We start from the raw sequence: 21395 nt of genomic DNA, 5'->3' as shown, positions 1-21395 counted from the left end.
AAAAGCAGTCTCCGCACCTGCGTCGAGTTCTTCAGGCAGGCACGAGCCCTGCCCCTGCACGGGAGGATCCATGAAACAGTCCATCAAGGTCTCGTTAGCCGGGGCCACAGCCGTACTCCTGTCCGTCGCGGCTACGACGCTCGCAGTAGACGCGGGTGCCGCGACGCCGACGGACGGCGTCGCGGCGGCCGCCAGACCGATGGAGAACCTCGGCCGCGGCGTCGTGGCCGTGCGGTCGAGCAACACCAGTGTTCTCGTCTCCTGGCGGCTACTGGGACTCGATCCGGACGGCATCGGGTTCAACGTGTACCGGTCCACCGCCGGAGGCCAGGAGGTCAAGCTCAACTCCGCGGTCCTGACCCAAGGCACCAATTTCACCGACAGGACGGCCGACTTGACCCGGTCGAACAGCTACCGGGTACGGCCCGTGATCAACGGCGCGGAGCAGCCACCGAGCGGCGCCTTCACCCTGACCGCCAACCACGCCGTCGAGCCGGCCGTTCGCATACCGCTGCGCGCCGGTGGCCCGGTGAAATTCGTCTGGGTCGGCGACCTCGACGGCGACGGTGAGTACGACTTCGTCCTGGACCGCCAGACATCACCGCAGACACTCGAGGCCTACCGGCGCGACGGGCAGCTCCTCTGGTCGGTCAACATGGGGCCGAACAGCACCAACCAGAACAACATCGAAGGCGGATCGTCCACCATCGACGTCGGCCACAACGACGGCGTGACCGTCTACGACTTCGACAGCGACGGCCGCGCCGAGGTTGCCGTGCGGATCGCCAACGGCGTCCGCTTCGGCAACGGCACCACCTTCACCCACAGCGACAACAACCGCCAGTTCATCGCGATTCTCGACGGCATGACCGGGGCGCCTCGCGCGACCGCTCCCGTGCCGACGGACTACCTGGCGGACGGCCCGATGTACGCCCGATTCGGTGTGGGCTACCTCGACGGTTCCCGGCCCAATCTGGTCGCCTTCATGAAGAACCGGAGGGGCAACGGGGCGTTCAACCTCATGATGGGCGCCTGGCAGTTCACCGGCCAGTCCCTGACCCAGCAGTGGACGTGGCTGCGCGGCAACCAGAACACACCCGACGGGCACAACACCCGCGTCATCGACGTCAACGGCGACGGGACCGACGAGGTCGCCGAGATCGGGTTCGTGCTCAACGGCAACGGCACCCTGCGGTACTCCCTGGGCCCCGCAGGCGTCATCCACGGCGACCGCTTCCACATCGCCAAGATGGACCCCAACCGTCCGGGCTTGCAGGGCTATGGCGTCCAGCAGGACAACCCCAGCGGTCTGCGCGAGTACTACTACGACGCCACCGACGGCTCCATCATCTGGCGACACACCGCGTCCGGCACCGCCGACGTGGGACGCGGCATGGCCGGTGACATCGATCCGCGGTTCCCCGGCATGGAGGTCTGGTCCTTCTCAGGCCTCTACAACGCACCCGCCAACCGCCTCACCGAACCGAACACCTCGCTGCGTCCCTGGCCGCAGCTGGGCCTGTGGTGGGACGGCGACATCACGATGGAACTGCTCAACGACGGCAAGTTCGAGAAGTGGGACCCGAACAACCCCAAGCCCAGCAACAGCCTGGCCCGGCTGCTCACCACCTCGAACTACGGAGCGGTCGACGCGAGCCAGGACGTCCAGCCCACCTTCTACGGCGACATCCTCGGCGACTGGCGTGAGGAAGCCGTGTACACCAACGCGAGCTACAACCAGCTGATCATCTTCACCACCGATCATCCGACGAGCATCAGGCTGTACACGCTCGCGCACAACCCCGCCTACCGCAACGCCATGACGCTCAAGGGATACATGCAGTCCCACCACGTCGACTACTTCCTCGGTGCCGGCATGACCTGGCCACCTCGGCCGAACATCACCTACGCCGGGAGATGACGCTGTGAGAACCGCGAAGTCCGTCACCCCTGCCCTCCTGCTCTCGGTGGTCACGGCGAGTTCCGTCGCGATGGCCCCTGGCTCGGCGTCCGCGAGCGATGCGGCGGCCGGAAACACCTATTACGTCGTCCCGAACGGAAATGACGGCGCAGCCGGTACGCAGGCCGCTCCGTGGGCATCGATCGCCCGTGCGCGGGCCGTCGCCAAGGCGGGCGACACGGTCTATTTCCGGGGCGCCACCTACGCCTACACCCGCGCGAACAGCGCCTGTCCGAGCCCGACCGCCAGAGTCGACGCGATCACCCTGAACAAGAGCGGCAGCTCGGGCAACCCGATCCGGTACTGGGCCCATCCGGGCAGCACCGGCCTGTTCATCAGCGGCGGGGGCGGCAACCTCGTCCTCAACTCGGACGCGCATGACAACTACGACCCGCGCAGCAATGACGGGCCCGGAGAGAACGCCGATGGCTTCGGTTCGCACTACACGCCGGCCGGCCGCCCCGCGAACGTGTTCCGGGGGTGCCGCGCGTGGTGGAACGCCGATGACGGGTTCGACCTCATCTCCACCTACTCGCCCGTGATCATCGAGAACTCGTGGGCCTGGCGCAACGGGTACGTGCCGGGGACGACGACGCCCTTCGGCAACGGAACAGGCTTCAAGTCGGGCGGCTACGGGGGCGAGTACGAAGCCAACGCGCCGAAGCACACCGTCCGCTCCTCGGTGGCGTTCCTCAACAAGGCGGCCGGCTTCTACGCCAACCACCACCCGGTGGCCAACGACTTCTTCAACAACACCGGTTACGGAAACCACCCCAACTTCAACATGCGTGGCGTCGACTCGAGCGGCGCCGCCGTCGGCCGGGGCAACCTGCGCAACAACATCGCCTATACCGGAACGCCGACGTCGTACATGACCGGCACGAACGCCGCGTACAACTCCTGGAACCTCGGCGTCCCCCTGTCGGACTCCCAGTTCCAGAGTGTGTCGACGTCCGGCTGGGACGCGCCCCGCCAGACCGACGGGAGCCTGCCCGTGCTGCCCCGCCTCCGTCTCGCGGCGAACAGTGCCCTGATCGACAAGGGCACCGACGTGGGACTGCCCTTCAGCGGAAGTACGCCGGACCTCGGCGCCTTTGAGAACGATGGAAGGTGACATCGTGAGGCAAAGATCGCGTGTCGTTTCGAAGTACTGGAAGGCGGCCGCCGCAGCGTTGTTGTCCCTGGCGTTAGCGGCACCGCTCTCGGAGAGCACCGCTGCGGCGGAGACGCCTGCGACGCGGACACAGGCAACACAGACTCAGGCAACACAGACACAGGCAACGCGGACACCGGCAACGGCGCTCCAAGACCAGGGTGCCGCTGCTGGACCGGCGGTGGATCGCGGCCTGAAGTACCTGGTGTCCGACTACCAGACCCGCACTCCGTCCAAGTACACGGCTGACTCCTGGAAACCCTTTGCCAAGGCGTTGAGGACCGCGGCCGATGTCGCCGACGACACATCGGCCACCTCGTCGGACGTCACCGCCGCGAAGACGGCACTGATGACCGCCGCCGCCGATCTGAAGGCCGCGGACGGGGGCACGTTCCAGACCATCACGAACAACACCTTCTGGAACGACACCAGCGGCAACCCCATCTATTCGCAGGGCGGCGGAGTCTTCAAGTTCGGCGACACCTACTACTGGTACGGCGTGCACTACACCGGCGCCGAGCTCTACCGGGCCAATCCGACGAGGAAGTACGACGGCGACATCAGCTTCGTCTCGATCCCCGTGTACTCGTCCAAGGACCTGGTGAACTGGAAGTTCGAGAACCGCGTCGCGACGCGCTCCACCGGCGTGGGCAACGGTGCCAACCTGGGTGGTGCGGGCTGGGTCGGGCGGCTCGGCGTCTCGTACAACGAGAACACCGGCAAGTACGTGCTCGCCGTGCAGATGTGGCACACGGGCAGGGGCGGGCACGGCGTTCTGCTGCTGCAGGGCGACTCACCCACCGACACCTTCGACTACGGCTACTTCCAGACCCAGATCACCAACTCGCCCACGACCGGCACCGGGGATCAGACCGTCTTCACCGACGACAACGGCAAGGACTACCTGATCTTCTCCAACCGCGAAGGACGCTCTCGCGCCTTCGTGGCCAAGTTCCGGGAGTCCGACTCGCTGCGGATCGAGCCAGGCGTGGAGATCCGCCGCGGCGACGGTCGCGAGGGCAACGCCATGTTCAAGCTCGACGGCAAGTACTACCACGCGGCGTCGGACCTGCACGGCTGGAACACCTCTGTCAACTACGTCAATGAGTCGACCAGCAGCAACGTCCAGGGCTCCTACAGCAGCGAGTACGTCCTTGCCGGCACCGAGATGGACTACAGCCACGTGACCCAGACCGGGTTCTTCGTGACGGTCAAGGGCACCAAGCAGAACACGGTGATCTACGCCGGCGACCGCTGGGCCGACTTCGCCTGGAACGGCATCGGGTACAACCAGTGGGTGCCGATCACCAAGACCGGCGCGAGGCCGCAGTTCCACTCGGTGAGCCAGTGGCAGTTCAACGTCACGACCGGCGAGTGGCGCGTCGGGCCGACGAACAACTACATCCTCAACCCCGACATCCAGGCCGACCGCATCATCGTCTCCAGTGTGCGCGGATGGCGGAACCTTGGCGGTTCGGTGACCAACGTCAACGGTGGTGCGAACGGGTCTCGCTTCGCCCTCCAGGTGAGCAACAGCGGCGGCGTCGAACAGCGGATCGCGTCGGTGCCCGCAGGCACCTACACCCTGTCCCTGCAGGCTCGGGGTAGCGCCGGACAGGTCGTGATCACCGACGCCAACGGCAGCCAACGCACCCTCGGCCTCCCGTCGTCGAGCGGCTGGGCCAAGCGCGAGCTCACCGGCATCCAGCTACCCAGCGGGGCCGCCACCGTCACCGTGCGGGCGTCGGGTTCGGGCGGCGTGATCGTCGACCAGCTCTCACTCGTCAAGACCTCTCCCGACACACCACCGCCTCCGGGGCGTTACGAGGCAGAGACCGCGCCGGCGGTGTGTCAGGGCACGATCGACTCGAACCAGGCGGGCTTCTCCGGTAGCGGGTTCTGCAACGGCAGTGCCGCCGCAGGGGCCTTCGCGCAGTTCACGGTGACCCGGGCGACCGCTGGTACGGCAACGGTAGCGATCCGGTTCGCCAATGGCTCCAGTAGCGGTGCGAGGCCGGCGAACCTGGTCGTCAACGGATCCACGGTGGGGACGGTGTCGTTCGAGTCCACCGGTGCGTGGACGACGTGGTCGACCAAGACCGCGACCGTCCCGCTGAACGCCGGCAGCAACACCATCCGGTTGGATCCGACCACGGCAGCCGGACTGCCCAACGTCGACTACCTCGATGTCGGTGCCACGACTGGCTGACATCCCACGCTCTGCCGGTCTCTTCGACCGGCAGAGCGTGCAGGGGCACGTTCAGTGCCCATGAGAGCGACGGCCGACCGCGTGGGAAACAGCACTTGCCGCAAGTACGTCACATCGTCAGGAGAAGGACATGAGCAGCAAGCGTCCGGCCCGCGTCATCGCGGGCACGACGACGTTGGCCACCATGATGTCCGCGACTTTACTCATGGTGCCCGCGCCGGCCCATGCGACCTTCGGAACCGCGGACATCAAGCCGATCGAAAGCAACATCGCTGCCAAGCCCTGGGCCTCGGCGACGGCCGGCGACGGCTCGTCGAACGCCGGGCTGGCCATCGACGGCGACCCGACGACGTCCTGGCAACCCGGTCGTGCCGGCGCCCGGCAGTGGCTCACCGTCGACCTCGGTGGAACCTACGACAACCTGCGTAAGGTCAAGGTGATGTTCCCGGACCGTGGCGTGGCCTACCGGTACGTCATCGAGGCTTCATCCGACGGTCGCCGGTGGAAGACCATCACCGACAGGTCCCACAACCGAGCCGTGTCACGAGGGGAAGTGCACCTGTTCACCCGGCCGGCAACGCGCTTCGTCCGGCTGCTGTTCACAGGTGAGCCGGGCCGTGCCCGGGCTGGTGTCAGCGAGCTCCAGGTCTTCAACTACCTACGCAACGACCTCGTCCTCGGCGCCGATCTGTCCTGGATGGACGACGTCCAGGACCAGCAGTACTGGGTCGATCCCCTGGCCGAAGACCGCGGCGCCGGGCCACACCTGCTCGACGTGGCCAAGGATCGTGGCATGCAGCACACCCGGCTGCGGATATTCAACGAGCCGCGCAGCGAGAGCACCGGCCAACCGACGCCGATACCGCGCCAGGGTCCGGAGCGCTCACTGGTCTCAGCGAAGTGGATCAAGCAGCGGGGCATGGGCCTGGGTATCGACTTCCACTACGCGGACTCATGGGCGGACCCCAGCAAGCAACCGAAACCACGCGCCTGGGCCGAGCTGGAGTTCGCGGACCTGACCCAGGCCGTGTACGACTTCACCGCCGACTACCTGGACCGGTTGATCCAGCAGGGCACCACGCCGGAGAAGGTGGCCGTCGGCAACGAGATCATCAATGGGTTCATGTACGGCAGCGAGGCGGCCCACATCGGCACGACGAATCCGCCGTATTTCGTCGACCAGGCCGATATCTACCAGTCGAAGCCCGGCGGTGGCCTGCTGTGGCGGTACTGGCGGTCAACCGACCCGGTGGAGCAGCAGCTCTACGACCAGGCGTGGGACCGGTTCACAACCCTGGCCGCGGCCGGGATCAAAGCCGTCCGCGACGCGTCACCGACATCCAAGGTCGAGATACATGTGATCGTCGACAAGGACAAGCTCGCCAAAACCATGGAGTTCTGGCACCAGTTCCTCACCCGGGTGAAGGCAAAGGGACAGAACCCTGATGTGCTGGCCATCTCGTACTACCCGGAGTGGCACGGTACGCCCGAGGCGCTGGATCTCAACCTGAACGCCATGGCCACCACCTATCCCGGCTACGAAATCGACATCGCCGAAACCGCCTACCCCGCCTCGGGCGGCGACGGTACGCCCTTGCCCAACTCACCCTTCCCGCGAACGATTCAGGGCCAGGCGGACGCTATCCGGAGGGTGTTCCAGGCCGCCAACGACGTGGTCGACAACCGAGGTTCAGGTGTGCTGGTGTGGGAGCCGGCCGGCTACCAGCCGATGTTCCGGGCCGTGCCCGGACTGGCGAACACGTGGGAGCCGCACGCGTCCATCAACGTCTTCAACGCCGGCCGCGCCAAGCACATCCTCCAGGACACCGTCCACACCGCCACCGTGGTGGGAGCCGCCCCGAAGCTGCCCTCCTCCATCCGCATGCTCACCACCGCCAACAACACGGTCACCAGTGTCCCCGTCCGCTGGCAGCCGTTGCCACCTGGCGCGACCGACAGGCCGGGTGAGGTGACAGTCACCGGGACGACCGACACGGGACCGGTCACGGCGGTCATCGACGTCGTTCCCAGACGCGACGCATATCAGCAGTCGGAGCCCGTGCAGGGGCGGGCGCGGTAGCCGAGCCGGCGGACGTGGGCCAAGACCCCGTACCCGTACACCACGGCCGACCACGACGGCACCGGCGACATCCTCCGGTGGCTCCCCTGACAAACGGCGCAAAGCTCCTGCCGCCCCTCGCGGGTGGCAGGAGCACCCACACCCGCTTTCGCGCCGCGCGTCCAGTCCGACCTGCCGCCTGACTGGACGCACCCGGCAACGGGCCCAGCCGAACGCCAGACGCTCCACCCATCCCTGCACCCAAGGAGTCATCCATGACCATGCAACGACGCACATTCCTCGGCATGAGCGCGGCCGCAGCGACGGGCGTGGGCCTGTCCCTGCTCGGCGCGGGACAGGCAACGGCCGCCGTCGGACCGCTGGACACGGCGCCGACCACGCCGTTCCCGGTCGGCGTGCGCCGGTATGACTGGACCCGCGGTAGCCGCCCGTGCACCACCTACGTCTACTACCCCGCCACCGGCACCCCCGGCGGCAACCCGGTGACGAACGCCCCGGTCGCAGGCGGTGTCTTCCCCGTCTACAACTTCACCCACGGCTTCCAAAGCAGCCCGCAGAACTCCCTGTTCATCATCCGGGCGCTGGCCGCGGCGGGCTTCATCGTCCCCGCCCCGCACTTCAACCACAACTTCACCGACGTCAGAAACGGCAACACCTCCAAGGACGTCTCGCAGATCCTCACCAACACCCTCGCCCTCAACACGAGCGGACCGCTGGCGGGGCACATCAACACCGGCATCGGCGTCGGCGTCTCGGGCCACTCCCTGGGCGGCATGATCACCCATGGCCTGCTGACCTCCTGGCCCGACAGCCGGATCATCTCCGCCAACCCGCAGTCCTGCGAGGACATGGGCAACCCCGCCGCCTCGGTCTCCGCCAAGGTCCTGTTCGTCCACGGCGACCGGGACTCGACCACGTCGTACTCCTCGGCCCGGCAGGCGTACACGGAGATGACCTGGCCCAAGGCGTTCCTCACCTTCGTCGGCGGCAGCCACACCAGCTTCTGGAGCGACAACCGCTTCCCGAACACCGTCGTGGACTGGGCCCGCTGGACGATGTACGGCGACACCGCCGCACGGGACCGCCTCCCGGCCGACGCGGCCGGGCCCAACACCAGGTGGGAAGCCCGGCTGGGTGAGTCACCCGGCGGCCCGGCCGCCTACACCCTGGTGGCCCAGCACAGCGGCAAGGCAGCCGACATCTACGAGGCCTCTACCGCTGCCGGCGCCCGGCTCGTCCAGTGGACCACCAACAGTCGCTCCAACCAGCAGTTCGAATTTGTGGACGCCGGCGACGGCCACGTCCGCGTCAAGGCCCGGCACAGTGGCCTGTTCCTCCAGCCCACGGGCACCGCGACCGGCGCGGACGTCGTCCAACGGGCCGACACCGGCGCCACCGGCCAGCAGTGGCGCGTGGTCGACCACGGTGGTGAGGTGATCAGCCTCGTCAACCGGGAGTCCGGCCTGGCCATGGATGTCTGGGAGCACTCGACCGCCGACGGCGCCCGCATCTCCCAGTGGACCTACACCGGCAACCCCAACCAGCGCTTCACCCGCCGCCGCGTCTGACCCGACCTGTCGGAGCACCGCTCGGGCAACAGGGCGGGCGGTGCCCCGACATGGCGCCGACAACCCTTCGCGACCACGCCAGGCACTCGGGCAGAGGCTTTTCGACACGCGGCCCCGCGGGGCCCTTGACGGAGAACGCGTCGCGGACCGGGTTCAAGGCATTGGCGAGGGTCTGCGCGGGGGGACGTTCCACAAGTCCCGCGGAACATCGAAGGACCGGGTCACCGCACGCGGGTTCTTGACTCAGTCAGAGCGCCGCATGCGGAGGGACCCGAGATTCTGCCACTCCTCATCATGATCGGCGGCTGCGGGCCTCACTTATTGGTCAGGTCAACTGCCCGGCTGTCGCGGCCGATTGGAAATTGCTCGCTTTGCTAGTGTGGCCGCGAAGTACCTGACAACGAGGAGTGTGCATGACCATCAAGTTGTTGAATCCGGATGGGCTGCCGAAACCGGAAGTGTATCGTCAGCTTTCCATCGCGGAAGGGTCCAGGATCGTGTTCTTGGCCGGCCAGGTGGCCCGCGATGCCGAAGGCAATCCGGTGGGCACCGGTGACTTCGCCGCGCAGGTGGAGCAGGCCTACCTGAACGTCGGTCGGGCGCTGACCGAGATCGGCGGTTCGTTCGACGACGTGGCCAAGCTGACGATCTACGTCGTCGACTGGCACCCGGACAAGTACCCGCTGCTGGGGGAGGGTGTCTCCCGTGCCGCCGCGAAGATGGGCGTCGACCCGCTGAAGCCGATCACGCTGCTCGGAGTGTCGGCTCTGGGCGAGCCGGACATCATGGTCGAGGTCGAGGCCACGGCAGTGCTGGACTGATCGGAGCGCGCGCCGCGACCGGTCCCGATCGCACTCCAGCTGTCGGTAGACCTCCGGGCGGCCGCCCGGATGACGAGCGGGAATGCTTCCATCCTGTATCGCCGCGCTGGGCAGGGTTTCGAGGCCCTGTCCAGCGCCGCCGGCCGTGGTCCGGGTGACGAAAAGCTCTCTCCACCAGCACGCGATGATTTCCCCGCCACGGCCGTTCCGGATAAGCGGATCAATCCAGTCCGGGAATCTCACCCTCCGTACTTTCACGTTGTTCGCCGCCGCCCATGTCGCGACCCGCTGGTACCGCTGCACCGGGTGCGACCCGACCTCGGCGGCCAAACTTGTGGAACACGTCCCGGAACCCGGTCCGGGCTGGTGAACTCACCTCGGCGATCTTCGCCACGGGGATGCCCTGTGCGGACAACAGCCCCACCTGGGCCCGCCACGGTCACCACCGAACCAGTGCCTCTTCGGATGATCCGCAGCACCTGCCTGCCTTCGTGTCAGCAATCTTCCGGGGAGTCGCACACGTTCAGCCACGTGATGATTCTGACCGTCAGGTACCGGGAGTTGGTGTAGTCGCGGATCTGCTCCGCCAGGACCTGGACGTTGAGAAGGCGCCGCGACCGATGGGCACGATCGCCCCACTCCGGCTTCCCGGCGGCATAGCTCGCCGGCAGTCAAGGTCTTGCATCGTCTCGGTCGTCCTGAAAGATTGTTCGGGTCGGTTCTCGACATTGCGTTACGGGGGAAGTTCGATGTTGTACCACATTCCGATAGCCCATCACAGCTCTTCCTGCCCTCGCCCCGTGGTTCGCCGCGCTGCCTGAAGTCATCCGTTGCCGGATGCGTCGTACGACAGCTGGTAAGTCCGCTGGAAGTTGGTAGGGGGAAGACCGATGGACCACGTCTCTGCATCCGCAGAGAAGCCGATACAACTCCACTCACGTCGTCCCGACTCGTTCCACGGGGCGCTTTTATCGGAGATCACCCAGGTTCCGATAAGCCGAATCCTGGTCGCGGACTCACCCCGGACGGGCGGGGAGGATCCACGGCACATCAACGCGCTTGCCGAGGTTTGCGCCGATCTGCCGCCGATCGTGATCCACCGGCAGACGATGACCGTCATCGACGGTGTGCACCGGCTCAGGGCGGTTGAGCGCAGCGGCGCCACGCGCATAAGGGCCGTGTTCTTCAACGGTGACGAGCGAGAATCCTTCGTGCTCGCGGTCAAGTTGAACAGCAACCACGGACTGCCGCTCTCCCTGGCCGACCGCAAGGCCGCGGCCCTCCGCATGCTCGCCGACTTCCCGGAGTGGTCGAACCGGCGGCTGGCCGAGATCGCGGGCCTGTCGGACAAGACCATCGCCGCGCTCAGGCGGCGGTCGGGTGCGGAATTTCCGCACCCGACCGCCGTGCGACTCGGGCGTGACGGGGTGACCTACCCGGTGGCGGCGGCCGAAGGCCGCAGTCGTGCCCTGGCGTTCCTCGCCGCCAACCCCGACGCGTCCGCGCAGGAGGTGGCGCTCGCCGCGGGCATCTCGCTCACCACGGCGAAGGATGTGCGAAGGCGGGCGCGCTCTTCCGGAGAGGAACGGCAGACGACGGCGCAGTCGGACGACGGGTCGTCCCGGGACGGCGGGACCGGCGGTCGTGCGGTCGTGAAACCTCCCAGGGAGCGCCCGGGGAGCGCGGATCTGTCGGCGACGGTCCGGCGGCTGCGCGCCGATCCCTCGCTCCGGTTCACCGAAGTGGGCCGGAAGCTGCTGCGGATACTGGACGTCTCGGCCGCGCAGCCGCACGACTGGACGGCGATGGCGAGCAGCCTCCCGATCCACTGCGCGCCGATGATTGCCGAACTGGCGCGGCGCCACGCCGAGAGCTGGCAGCTCCTGGCGGAATCGTTGACGGAACGGATCAATTCCCGAGACACTGACGCATAGTTGTTCCACCGGTTCAGCAGACAGCGTTGCCGGAATCCTGGGATGCATTCGGTGCATCCGGTTGATTTCGTCGGCATCGTCTTCGTCCAACTTCTTCCGGACTCCTCCGTAAAACGCGGCCGCAACTGATTCGCGGGCACCCGTGGGCTTTTCACCCACGGGTGATCGCGACTGCCGGCGGACGGGGCGACCGGTCGCATCGACGTCTGTTCCGACTGAGTGGTGAACGAGTAGTTTCCGGATGAATTCTGTTCTGCTGAGGGGCAGTTCGATAACTCGCTGTTCGAGTCGAAACCGTTGCAGAGTGCTGGGCGTAGCTCGGTTGTCGGAAGGTGTGGGACATGTGTGGAATAACCGGCTGGGTGGACTTCGGGACGGATCTGCGCTCGTGCCGTACGACGGTCGAGTCGATGACGGACACCATGGCGTTGCGCGGGCCCGACGACGGCGCGGTATGGATGTCGCCGCACGCCGCGCTCGGCCATCGGAGGCTCGCGGTCATCGACCCGGCCGGCGGCGCGCAGCCGATGGTGCGCGGCGCCGCGGTACTGACGTACAGCGGTGAGGTGTACAACTTCCGCGAACTGCGCACTGAACTGGCGGCCAAGGGGCACGAGTTCACCACCAGCAGCGACACGGAAGTCGTCGCCCGCGCCTATGCCGAGTGGGGCGAGGACTTCGTGAGCCGGCTCAACGGCATGTTCGGATTCGCCATCTGGGACACCGAGAAGGAAGAACTGCTGCTGGTCCGGGACCGGGTCGGCGTGAAGCCCGTCTACTACTACCCGACCGACCACGGGATCATCTTCGGCTCGGAGCCGAAGGCGATCCTCGCCAACCCCGCGGCCCGCCGGGTGGTGAACCCGGACGGATTCGCCAGCTTCCTCATGCTCCAGGCGAACATGGCCGGGGTCACGCTGTTCGACGGGATGTACGAACTGCAGCCCGGCGAATACCTGAAGGTGAGCCGGAAGGGGATCGACAAGCGCCGCTATTGGCAGCTGGAAGCCCGGCCGCACGAAGACGACCTGGACACGACCGTCGCCAAGGTGCGCTCGCTCATGGAGGACATCGTCGAGCGGCAGCTGGTGTCCGACGTCCCGCTCGGCATGCTGCTGTCGGGAGGCATCGACTCCAGCCTGCTCACCGCCCTGGCCGCCAAGGCGAACACCGGCGACGTGCTGCACTCGTTCTCCATCGACTTCGTCGGCTATTCGGACTCATTCGACTCCGGCGCGGACGGGCTGCGCACCACCGACGACGCCCCGTTCATCCGGCAGGTCGTGGACCACGTCGGCTGCCTGCACGAGTCCGTGGCCGTGGACACGCGAGGGCTCAGCGACCCGGACGTCCGCCGGGAGGTGCTCGCGGCCTGGGACCTGCCCAACCACCTAGGTGACATGGACGTCTCGCTCTACCTGCTGTTCCGCGCCGTGCGCGAGTACTGCACCGTGGCGATCTCCGGCGAGGGTGCCGACGAGGTCTTCGGCGGCTACCCGTGGGTGCACGACCCGAAGGTCCTCGAGATCCCGATCTACCCCTGGATGGCGTTCCAGGTGCTGCGGGGGACACCCGGTCCGTTCAGCCTTTTCAGCTCCGACGTCATCGAGCGGACGGGCATGATGGAGCGGCTCGGCGGCATGTACAGCGAAGGGCTGGCCGAGGTTCCCCGGCTCGACGGCGAATCACCCGAAGACGCGCGGATGCGTGAGGTGAACTACCTCGACGTCACCCGGTTCATGCGGGCGCTGCTGGACCGCAAGGACCGGATGAGCATGGCCTTGGGGCTCGAAGTCCGGGTCCCCTTCTGCGACCACCGGCTGATCGAGTACATGTTCAACGTGCCGTGGTCGATGAAGAACCGGAACGGCGTCGGAAAGTGGCTGCTGCGCGCGGCCGCCGGCGATCTGCTGCCGGAATCGGTGCTGCAGCGGCCCAAGTCGGCTTTCCCGGCGACGCTCGACACCGGTTATGACGACATGCTCCGCATGGATCTCAAGCGCATTGTGGACAACGGCGACGACGAGCCGATCCGTCCCCTGATCAATGCCGAGGCGGCACAACAGGTCATCGACGGTACCGATTCGGCCGGTGGCGGTACCTGGAACCGCCTGCGCACCGAAAGCCTGATTCGCGCCAACACCTGGATCAAGGAGTACCAGGTGGACGTGAGCCCGCTGTACTGAGCGCGCGCCTACAGCCCCGTTCCAGCGTTGACCTTCGGAAATTAGGTGTGGGTGCCTCGTGAACGAGAACGTTGTTGAGGATCAGTCGTCAGCCCGGCTTGTGGAGTACCTGAAGAAAGTAACGCTGGAACTCCTCGAGACCCGTGACGGCCTGGAGCGGTTGCAGGCCAGGATGGACGAGCCCATCGCCATTGTGGGTATGAGCTGCCGGTACCCGGGCGGTGTCGAATCGCCGGAGCAGCTGTGGGATCTGGTCGCGTCGGGGCGGGACGCCATTTCGGAGTTCCCGTCCGACCGCGGCTGGGACCTGGACCGGTTGTTCGACCCCGATCCGGACAAGCCCGGCACGTCGTATGCGCGTGAGGGCGGGTTCCTGTCGAACGCGGCGGAATTCGACGCCGGTTTCTTCGGGATCGGGCCGCGTGAGGCGTCGGCGATGGATCCCCAGCAGCGTTTGTTGCTCGAAGCGTCGTGGGAGGCTCTCGAACACGCGGGAATCGATCCGACGTCGTTGCGGGGCAGCGACACCGGTGTGTTCGCCGGCGTCATGTACCAGGACTACGGGTTCGCGGCGCAGTCGACCGCCACCGAGGGATACGTCGGCACCGGTTCGGCGGGCAGTGTGGTGTCGGGCCGGGTCGCGTATGCCTTGGGTTTGGAAGGTCCGGCGGTCACGTTGGACACGGCGTGTTCGTCGTCGTTGGTGGCGTTGCACCTGGCGTGTCAGGCCCTTCGCCAGGGGGAGTCGTCGCTGGTGCTGGCGGGCGGTGTGACGGTGATGTCGACGCCGTTGCTGTTCGTGGAGTTCTCGCGGCAGCGGGGCTTGTCGCCGGACGGCCGGTGCAAGGCGTTCTCGTCCGCCGCTGATGGTGTGGCGTGGTCCGAGGGTGTCGGTGTGGTGGCGTTGGAGCGTCTGTCGGACGCTCGGCGGCTCGGGCACAACGTTCTGGCCGTGATCCGTGGTAGTGCGGTGAACCAGGACGGTGCGAGCAACGGTCTGACCGCGCCGAACGGTCCCTCGCAGGAACGCGTGATCGCCCACGCACTGGCGAGCGCCGGGTTGTCGCCCGCGGACGTGGACGCGGTGGAGGCGCACGGCACCGGGACCACCTTGGGCGACCCGATCGAGGCGCAGGCGTTGATCGCCGCGTACGGGCAGGACCGCGCCGAGCCGCTGCGGATCGGGTCCTTGAAGTCGAACATCGGTCACACGCAGGCCGCCGCCGGCGTGGCCGGTGTGATCAAGATGGTGCAGGCGTTGCGGAGTGAGCGGTTGCCGCGGACGCTGCACGTGGACGAGCCGTCGCCGCATGTGGACTGGTCGGCCGGTGCGGTGCGGCTCCTGACCGAGCCCGAACCGTGGCCGGCGACCGACCGGGTCCGCCGGGCGGGTGTGTCGTCGTTCGGGATCAGCGGCACCAACGCGCACGTGATCATCGAGGAGGCGCCCGCCGAGTCCACGGCGCCGGACGCGTCCGACGCCGAGCCCCAGTCGGGTGAGGCACTCGTCGCCACTGACGTCGTGCCGTGGCCCCTGTCGGCAAAGAGCGAGGCGGCGCTCCGGGCGCAGGCACAGCGGATGCACGACTGGCTGCTCGCGCACCCCGGGGCGGACCTCGCCGAGGTCGCCCAGGCGCTGCTGAAGTCGCGGGCCCAGCTCAACCACCGCGGTGTGGCGGTTGCCGCGGACCGGGACGGCATGCTCGCGCGCCTGGCCGAACTGGCCGCTGGTTCCGCGTCGTCCGCAGCGGTCGTGGGAACCGTCGGCACGGGGAAGACGGCGGCCTTGTTCACCGGCCAGGGCGCGCAGCGGGTCGGTATGGGCGCCGGGCTGTACCAGGCGTTCCCCGTGTTCGCGGCCGCGTTGGACGAGGTGTGTGCGCGCCTCGACCCGTTGCTGGGGCGTTCGCTGAAGGACGTGATGTTCTCCGGTGACGACGTGCTGGACCGGACCGACTTCACCCAGCCCGCGTTGTTCGCCTTCGAGGTGGCGGTGTTCCGGCTGCTGGAGTCGTTCGGTGTCACACCGGACGTGCTGATCGGGCACTCCGTCGGAGAGATCGTCGCCGCCCACGTCGCCGGGGTCTGGTCGCTGGAGGACGCCTGCACGCTGGTGGCCGCGCGAGGCCGGCTCATGGCGGCGATGTCCGAGGGAGGGGCGATGCTCGCCCTCGCGGTCCCTGAGGCCGTGGCGGTGCAGGCGATCGCCGGATTCGACGGCCGGGTGTCCATCGCCGCGGTGAACGGGCCCGCAGCCGTGGTGCTCTCCGGTGATCGGGACGCGATCGAAGAGATCCGGCAAGGGCTGTCCGCCGAGGGGCACAAGACCTCGTGGTTGCGGGTCTCCCACGCTTTCCACTCGGCCCACATGGAGCCGATGCTCGAAGAGTTCGAGGCGATCGCGCGCACGATCGCCTACCACCCGCCGCGGATTCCGGTGGTGTCGAACGTGTCCGGCGCGGTCGCCGGGGCGGAACTGCTCGACGCGGCCTACTGGGTGCGGCAGGTACGGGCCGCCGTGCGGTTCGCGCCGGGTGTGGAGACGCTCGCCGCCCTCGGCGTGCGGCGGTTCCTGGAGACGGGGCCCGATGGTGTCCTGGCGGCGCTGACCCGTCAGTGCCTGCCGGAGGACGTCGAAGCGCGGTCGCTGGTCGCGACGGCCACGCGGCGCGGCGAGGACGAGGTGGGCCAGGTCCTGTCCTTGCTGGGCGCGGCACACGCGGCCGGCGTGGACGTCGAGTGGGCCCCGTTGTTCGCCGGACGCCGGACCGCCCGCGTCCCCCTGCCGACCTACGCGTTCCAGCGCAGCCGGTACTGGCACGACCCGGCGTTGGGGGACACCCGGATCGGTGACGTCACGCAGGCCGGGCTGATGTTCCCCGACCACCCGTTGCTCGGTGCGGCGGTACAGCTCGCGGGCCGGGACGAGTGGTTGTTCACCGGCCGCATCTCGGCGCGGAGCCACCCGTGGCTCGTCGACCACGTCGTCCACGACGCGGTCGTCGTGCCGGCGGCGGCCCTGCTGGAGATCGCGTTGTGCGCGGGCGGCATGCTCGGTTGCGGGGGGATCGAAGAGCTCACCTTGCAGGCGCCGATGGTCCTCGCCGCGGACCGGGCGACCGAACTGCAGGTCACCGTTGGTGCCGCCAACGCCGACGGCGCCCGGTCCGTGACCTTCCACTCCCGCGTCGAGGGCGATGCGGACGGAGCGGGCTGGGCGTTGCACGCCGAGGGCTTCCTGTCCACCTCCGGACCGGGGGAACTCCCGGACAGCGACGACTGGCTTGAAGCGGACGAATCGGCTGAATCGACGACCGGTGACGCGCTCTACGACCGGTTGACCGAGCTCGGATTCGCCTACGGGCCCGCGTTCCAGGGTGTGACGGCCGCGTGGGGAGACGGCGGAGAGGTCGTCGCCGACGTGTCGCTGGACGAGACCGCCGCGCAGCAGGCGTCGCGGTTCGGCATCCACCCCGCGCTGCTCGACGCGACCATGCACGCCGCCATCGACTTGCTCGCGCCGGACGTGCCGGCCGGACAGCTGCCGTTGCCGTTCGCCTTCTCCGGCGTGCACGTCCACCGCCGCGGCGTCGACGCCGTCCGGGCGCGGATCACCCGCATCGCCGCGAAGAAGATCGTGATCGAGGCCGTCGACACGACGGGGGCCGCCGTTCTGACGGTCGAGTCGGTGCTCGCGCGGCCGATCGACGCGCAATCGCTCGAAGCCGCCCGCGGTGACGGGCGCGGCACGGTGCTCGCGGTGCGGTGGACCGAGGCGCCCGCCGCGGCCCCGACCGCCGAGTCGATTGCCGTGCTGGGCAGTGCCCTGCACGGCATCGAGCGCCGTTACCCGGACCTGGCCGGTCTTCTCGCTGCCGAAGCGGTCCCGGACTGCGTGGTGTGGCCGATCGAGACCGACGACGACGCGGAACCCGTGGCGGCGACGCACGACCGAGTGCACGGCGCCCTGCGGGTGCTGCGCGACTGGCTCACGGCGGAACGGCTGACCGACACCCGGCTGGTGGTGGTCACCCGCGGGGCGGTCGCGCTGCCGGGGGAGCGGCCCGACCTCGCCGCCGCTGCCGTGTCCGGTCTGGTACGCAGCGCGCAGTCGGAGAACCCGGGCCGGATCGTTCTGCTCGACCACGATGGCGGCGAGCTCCCGGCCGAACTGGTGTCGGCGGCTCTGGCTTCGCAAGAACCCCAGGTGGCCGTGCGCGGGCACAAGCTGTTGATCCCCCGCGTCGCCGAAACCGGCCCGGCGTCGACCAGGACAGCCGAGGCGTTCGGATCGGGCACGGTGCTGATAACCGGCGGCACCGGCGGACTCGGAGCCCACGTGGCCCGGCACCTGGTGACCGCCCACGGCGTCCGGCGGCTGCTGCTGGTGTCCCGCCGGGGCGCACAGGCCGAGGGTGCGGCGGACCTGGTGCGGGAGCTGACCGAACTCGGAGCCGACGCACGAGTGGCCGCCTGCGACGTCGCCGACCGCGCGGCACTGGGGGACCTCCTCGGCACCATCCCGCCGGAGCACCGCCTGACGGGTGTCGTGCACGCCGCGGGTGTCCTGGACGACGGCACACTCCAGACCCTGACCGGCGAGCAGGTGACCAGGGTGCTGGAGCCCAAGGTCGACGCGGCCTGGAACCTGCACGAGCTGACCCGCACGGACGACCTCGCCGCCTTCGTGCTGTTCTCGTCGGTCGCCGGGATGCTCGGTGCTCCCGGACAGGGCAACTACGCGGCGGCGAACGGGTTCCTGGACGCGCTGGCACAGCTGCGGCGCACCGAGGGACTGCCGGCGGCCTCGCTCGCCTGGGGACCGTGGAACCCGGACAGCGGCATGACCGGGAATCTGGACCGCACCGCGCTGGCGCGCATGGCACGGCTGGGTATCCGCCCGCTCGACGACGAGCACGCCCTGTGCCTGTTCGACCGGGCCTTGTCCACCGGCGACGCGGCGCTGTCGGCCCTGGTCGAGCTCGACCGTCCTGCGCTGGTGGCGCAGGCGCGTTCCGGTCTGCTGCCCGCGCTCCTGAGCACGCTCGCACCCGTTCCGGCGCGGCGGGCCGTCGCGACCGCGGCGCTGGCGCAGCGGTTGGAGACCACCTCCGACGACCGGCGGGACGCGGTGGTGCTCGACTTCGTCCGCAACCAGGCCGCAGCGGTGCTCGGGCACGACTCGGCGGAGGCGATCGGGCCGGAGGTGCCGTTCAGCGAACTCGGCTTCGATTCGCTGGGCGCGGTGGAGTTCCGGAACCGGCTCGCGAAAGCCACCGGGCTGTCGCTGCCGTCGACGCTGGTGTTCGACCACCCGACCGCGCTGGCGATGTCCGCGTTCGTCCGCTCCCGGATCGAAGGCACCTCGGGACGGGCGACCACGCGACGTCGGGCATCGAGGGCGCGGGTCGACGAGCCGATCGCGATCGTGGGCATGAGCTGCCGGTACCCGGGTGGCGCCGAATCGCCCGACCGGTTGTGGGAACTGCTGGCCTCGGGGACGGACGCGATCACGGGGTTCCCGTCGGACCGCGGCTGGGACCTGGACCGGCTGTTCGACACGGACCCCGACAAGCCGGGCACCGTGTACACCCGCGAGGGCGGCTTCCTCGCCAACGCCGGTGATTTCGACGCCGGTTTCTTCGGGATCGGCCCGCGTGAGGCGGCCGCGATGGATCCCCAGCAGCGGCTGTTGCTGGAAGTCTCGTGGGAGGCGTTGGAGAGCGCCGGGATCGACCCGACGTCGCTGCGGGGCAGCGACACCGGTGTGTTCGCCGGCGTCATGTACCAGGACTACGCCATCGGCGAGCCGTCGGCGCACTCGTCCGCCGAGGGATATCGGGTGACCGGTTCGGCGGGCAGTGTGGTGTCGGGCCGGGTCGCGTATGCCTTGGGTTTGGAAGGTCCGGCGGTCACGTTGGACACGGCGTGTTCGTCGTCGTTGGTGGCGTTGCACCTGGCGTGTCAGGCCCTTCGCCAGGGGGAGTCGTCGCTGGTGCTGGCGGGCGGTGTGACGGTGATGTCGACGCCGTTGCTGTTCGTGGAGTTCTCGCGGCAGCGGGGCTTGTCGCCGGACGGCCGGTGCAAGGCGTTCTCGTCCGCCGCTGATGGTGTGGCGTGGTCCGAGGGTGTCGGTGTGGTGGCGTTGGAGCGTCTGTCGGACGCTCGGCGGCTCGGGCACAACGTTCTGGCCGTGATCCGTGGTAGTGCGGTGAACCAGGACGGTGCGAGCAACGGTCTGACCGCGCCGAACGGTCCCTCGCAGGAACGCGTGATAGCCCAGGCGCTCGCCAACGCCGGCCTGACCCCTGGTGACGTCGATGCGGTCGAGGCGCACGGCACCGGGACGACGCTGGGCGACCCGATCGAGGCCCAGGCGCTGATCGCCGCGTACGGGCAGGAACGCGCCGAGCCACTGCGGATCGGGTCGATCAAGTCGAACATCGGTCACACGCAGGCCGCCGCCGGTGTGGGTGGCGTGATCAAGATGGTCCAGGCACTTCGCCATGAAGCTCTGCCCCGGACGCTGCATGTGGAGGAGCCGTCGCCGCATGTGGACTGGTCGGCCGGTGCAGTGCGGTTGTTGACGGAGCCGGAGCCGTGGCCGGCGGGGGAGCGGGTTCGCCGGGCTGGTGTGTCATCGTTCGGGATCAGTGGCACGAACGCGCACGTGATTCTGGAGGAGGCTCCGGCGTCGCAGCCGGTTGCGGCTGTCTCGAGTGGCGCTCCGGTCGGTGTGGTGCCGTTGTTGGTGTCGGGCAAGGGCGAGGCTGGTCTGCGTGCGCAGGCGGCCAGGCTGCGGGAGTGGCTGCTGGATCGGCCCGATGCCGATCTGGTGGATGTGGGGCGTGCGCTGGTGGGGTCGCGGGCGCAGCTGGAGTGGCGGGGCGCTGTCGTCGGAAATGGCCGCGACGAGTTGCTGGCGCGTTTGAGCGTTCTGGCCGAGTCGGGCACCGGGGCCGGTGTGGTGTCCGGTGCGGTGGGCTCCGGCTCTACCGCCTTCTTGTTCACGGGTCAGGGTGCTCAGCGGGTGGGTATGGGTGCTGGGTTGTATGAGGCGTTCCCGGTGTTCGCGGCCGCGCTGGATGAGGTGTGTGCCGGGTTCGATGGGTTGTTGGGTGGTTCGCTGAAGGACGTGATGTTCTGCGGTGGTGAGGTGCTGGGTCGGACGGAGTTCACGCAGCCTGCGTTGTTCGCGTTCGAGGTGGCGTTGTTCCGGTTGCTGGAGTCGTTCGGTGTCGTGCCGGATGTGTTGATCGGGCATTCCATCGGTGAGTTGGTGGCCGCGTATGTGGCTGGTGTGTGGTCGCTTGGGGATGCGTGTCGTCTGGTGGCGGCGCGGGGTCGGTTGATGGGTGCGCTGCCGGAGGGTGGGGCGATGCTGGCTGTCGCCGCGACCGAGGCGGAAGTCGCCGGTGTGATTGCGCGGTTGGGTGAGCGGGTGTCGATCGCGGCGGTGAACGCGCCCGGGGCTGTGGTGATCT

Annotated in this window: 9 protein-coding genes and 1 pseudogene; 9 read left to right on the top strand and 1 reads right to left on the bottom strand. The window is 68.4% G+C overall.

Going from position 1 to position 21395, the window contains the following annotated elements; translation table 11 throughout:
* Positions 1-70 precede the first annotated feature (70 nt).
* The 6 genes from ACYVMZ_RS28360 (at position 71) to ACYVMZ_RS28335 (ending at position 9791) form a co-directional block, all read left to right on the top strand.
* Positions 71-1921, top strand: a complete 1851-nt coding sequence (locus ACYVMZ_RS28360) for a rhamnogalacturonan lyase family protein (RefSeq protein WP_461084565.1) — start codon at positions 71-73, stop codon at positions 1919-1921.
* A 4-nt stretch (positions 1922-1925) separates the two neighbouring features.
* Positions 1926-3074, top strand: coding sequence for a right-handed parallel beta-helix repeat-containing protein (locus tag ACYVMZ_RS28355; RefSeq protein WP_461084563.1), 1149 nt, complete (start codon positions 1926-1928; stop codon positions 3072-3074).
* Positions 3064-5322, top strand: a complete 2259-nt coding sequence (locus ACYVMZ_RS28350; RefSeq protein WP_461084561.1) for a family 43 glycosylhydrolase — start codon at positions 3064-3066, stop codon at positions 5320-5322. The genes ACYVMZ_RS28355 and ACYVMZ_RS28350 overlap by 11 nt, the downstream gene beginning before the upstream one ends.
* Positions 5323-5452: 130 nt before the next feature.
* Positions 5453-7402 (top strand): glycosyl hydrolase 53 family protein, encoded by a 1950-nt coding sequence (locus ACYVMZ_RS28345; protein ID WP_461084559.1) that lies wholly within the window; start codon positions 5453-5455, stop codon positions 7400-7402.
* 254 nt (positions 7403-7656) lie between these two features.
* On the top strand, positions 7657-8970 hold the full coding sequence (locus tag ACYVMZ_RS28340; RefSeq protein WP_461084557.1) for an RICIN domain-containing protein: 1314 nt from the start codon (positions 7657-7659) through the stop codon (positions 8968-8970).
* A gap of 413 nt (positions 8971-9383) precedes the next feature.
* Entirely contained in the window at positions 9384-9791 is a 408-nt protein-coding gene (locus tag ACYVMZ_RS28335) for a RidA family protein (protein WP_461084555.1), read from the top strand.
* A 316-nt stretch (positions 9792-10107) separates the two neighbouring features.
* Here the strand turns inward: ACYVMZ_RS28335 and ACYVMZ_RS28330 are convergent.
* A pseudogene (locus tag ACYVMZ_RS28330) lies at positions 10108-10270 on the bottom strand (IS630 family transposase); the annotation flags it as partial.
* 411 nt (positions 10271-10681) lie between these two features.
* Here ACYVMZ_RS28330 and ACYVMZ_RS28325 point away from each other — a divergent pair.
* The 3 genes from ACYVMZ_RS28325 to ACYVMZ_RS28315 form a co-directional block, all read left to right on the top strand.
* The gene (locus tag ACYVMZ_RS28325) at positions 10682-11725 is read left to right on the top strand and encodes a transcriptional regulator (RefSeq protein ID WP_461084553.1); all 1044 of its coding nucleotides are present in this window, start codon (positions 10682-10684) and stop codon (positions 11723-11725) included.
* 341 nt (positions 11726-12066) lie between these two features.
* Positions 12067-13911 carry an asparagine synthase (glutamine-hydrolyzing) gene (gene asnB, locus ACYVMZ_RS28320; RefSeq protein WP_461084551.1) on the top strand — a complete coding sequence of 615 codons (1845 nt, stop codon included), beginning with the start codon at positions 12067-12069 and terminating at the stop codon, positions 13909-13911.
* 58 nt (positions 13912-13969) lie between these two features.
* On the top strand, positions 13970-21395 hold a 7426-nt coding region (locus ACYVMZ_RS28315; RefSeq protein ID WP_461084549.1), incomplete at its 3' end, for a type I polyketide synthase.

This window comes from Streptomyces deserti (genome assembly GCF_054782695.1).
The sequence above is the reverse complement of the archived record's forward strand: the minus strand, read 5'-3'. Positions and strand labels throughout refer to the sequence as shown.

Excerpts from the sequence above, each read along its gene's own strand:
- ACYVMZ_RS28360 (WP_461084565.1), top strand. The coding sequence starts at position 71 with ATGAAACAGTCCATCAAGGTCTCGTTAGCCGGGGCCACAGCCGTACTC.
- ACYVMZ_RS28350 (WP_461084561.1), top strand. The coding sequence starts at position 3,064 with ATGGAAGGTGACATCGTGAGGCAAAGATCGCGTGTCGTTTCGAAGTAC.
- ACYVMZ_RS28345 (WP_461084559.1), top strand. The coding sequence starts at position 5,453 with ATGAGCAGCAAGCGTCCGGCCCGCGTCATCGCGGGCACGACGACGTTG.
- ACYVMZ_RS28340 (WP_461084557.1), top strand. The coding sequence starts at position 7,657 with ATGACCATGCAACGACGCACATTCCTCGGCATGAGCGCGGCCGCAGCG.
- ACYVMZ_RS28335 (WP_461084555.1), top strand. The coding sequence starts at position 9,384 with ATGACCATCAAGTTGTTGAATCCGGATGGGCTGCCGAAACCGGAAGTG.
- ACYVMZ_RS28325 (WP_461084553.1), top strand. The coding sequence starts at position 10,682 with ATGGACCACGTCTCTGCATCCGCAGAGAAGCCGATACAACTCCACTCA.
- asnB (WP_461084551.1), top strand. The coding sequence starts at position 12,067 with ATGTGTGGAATAACCGGCTGGGTGGACTTCGGGACGGATCTGCGCTCG.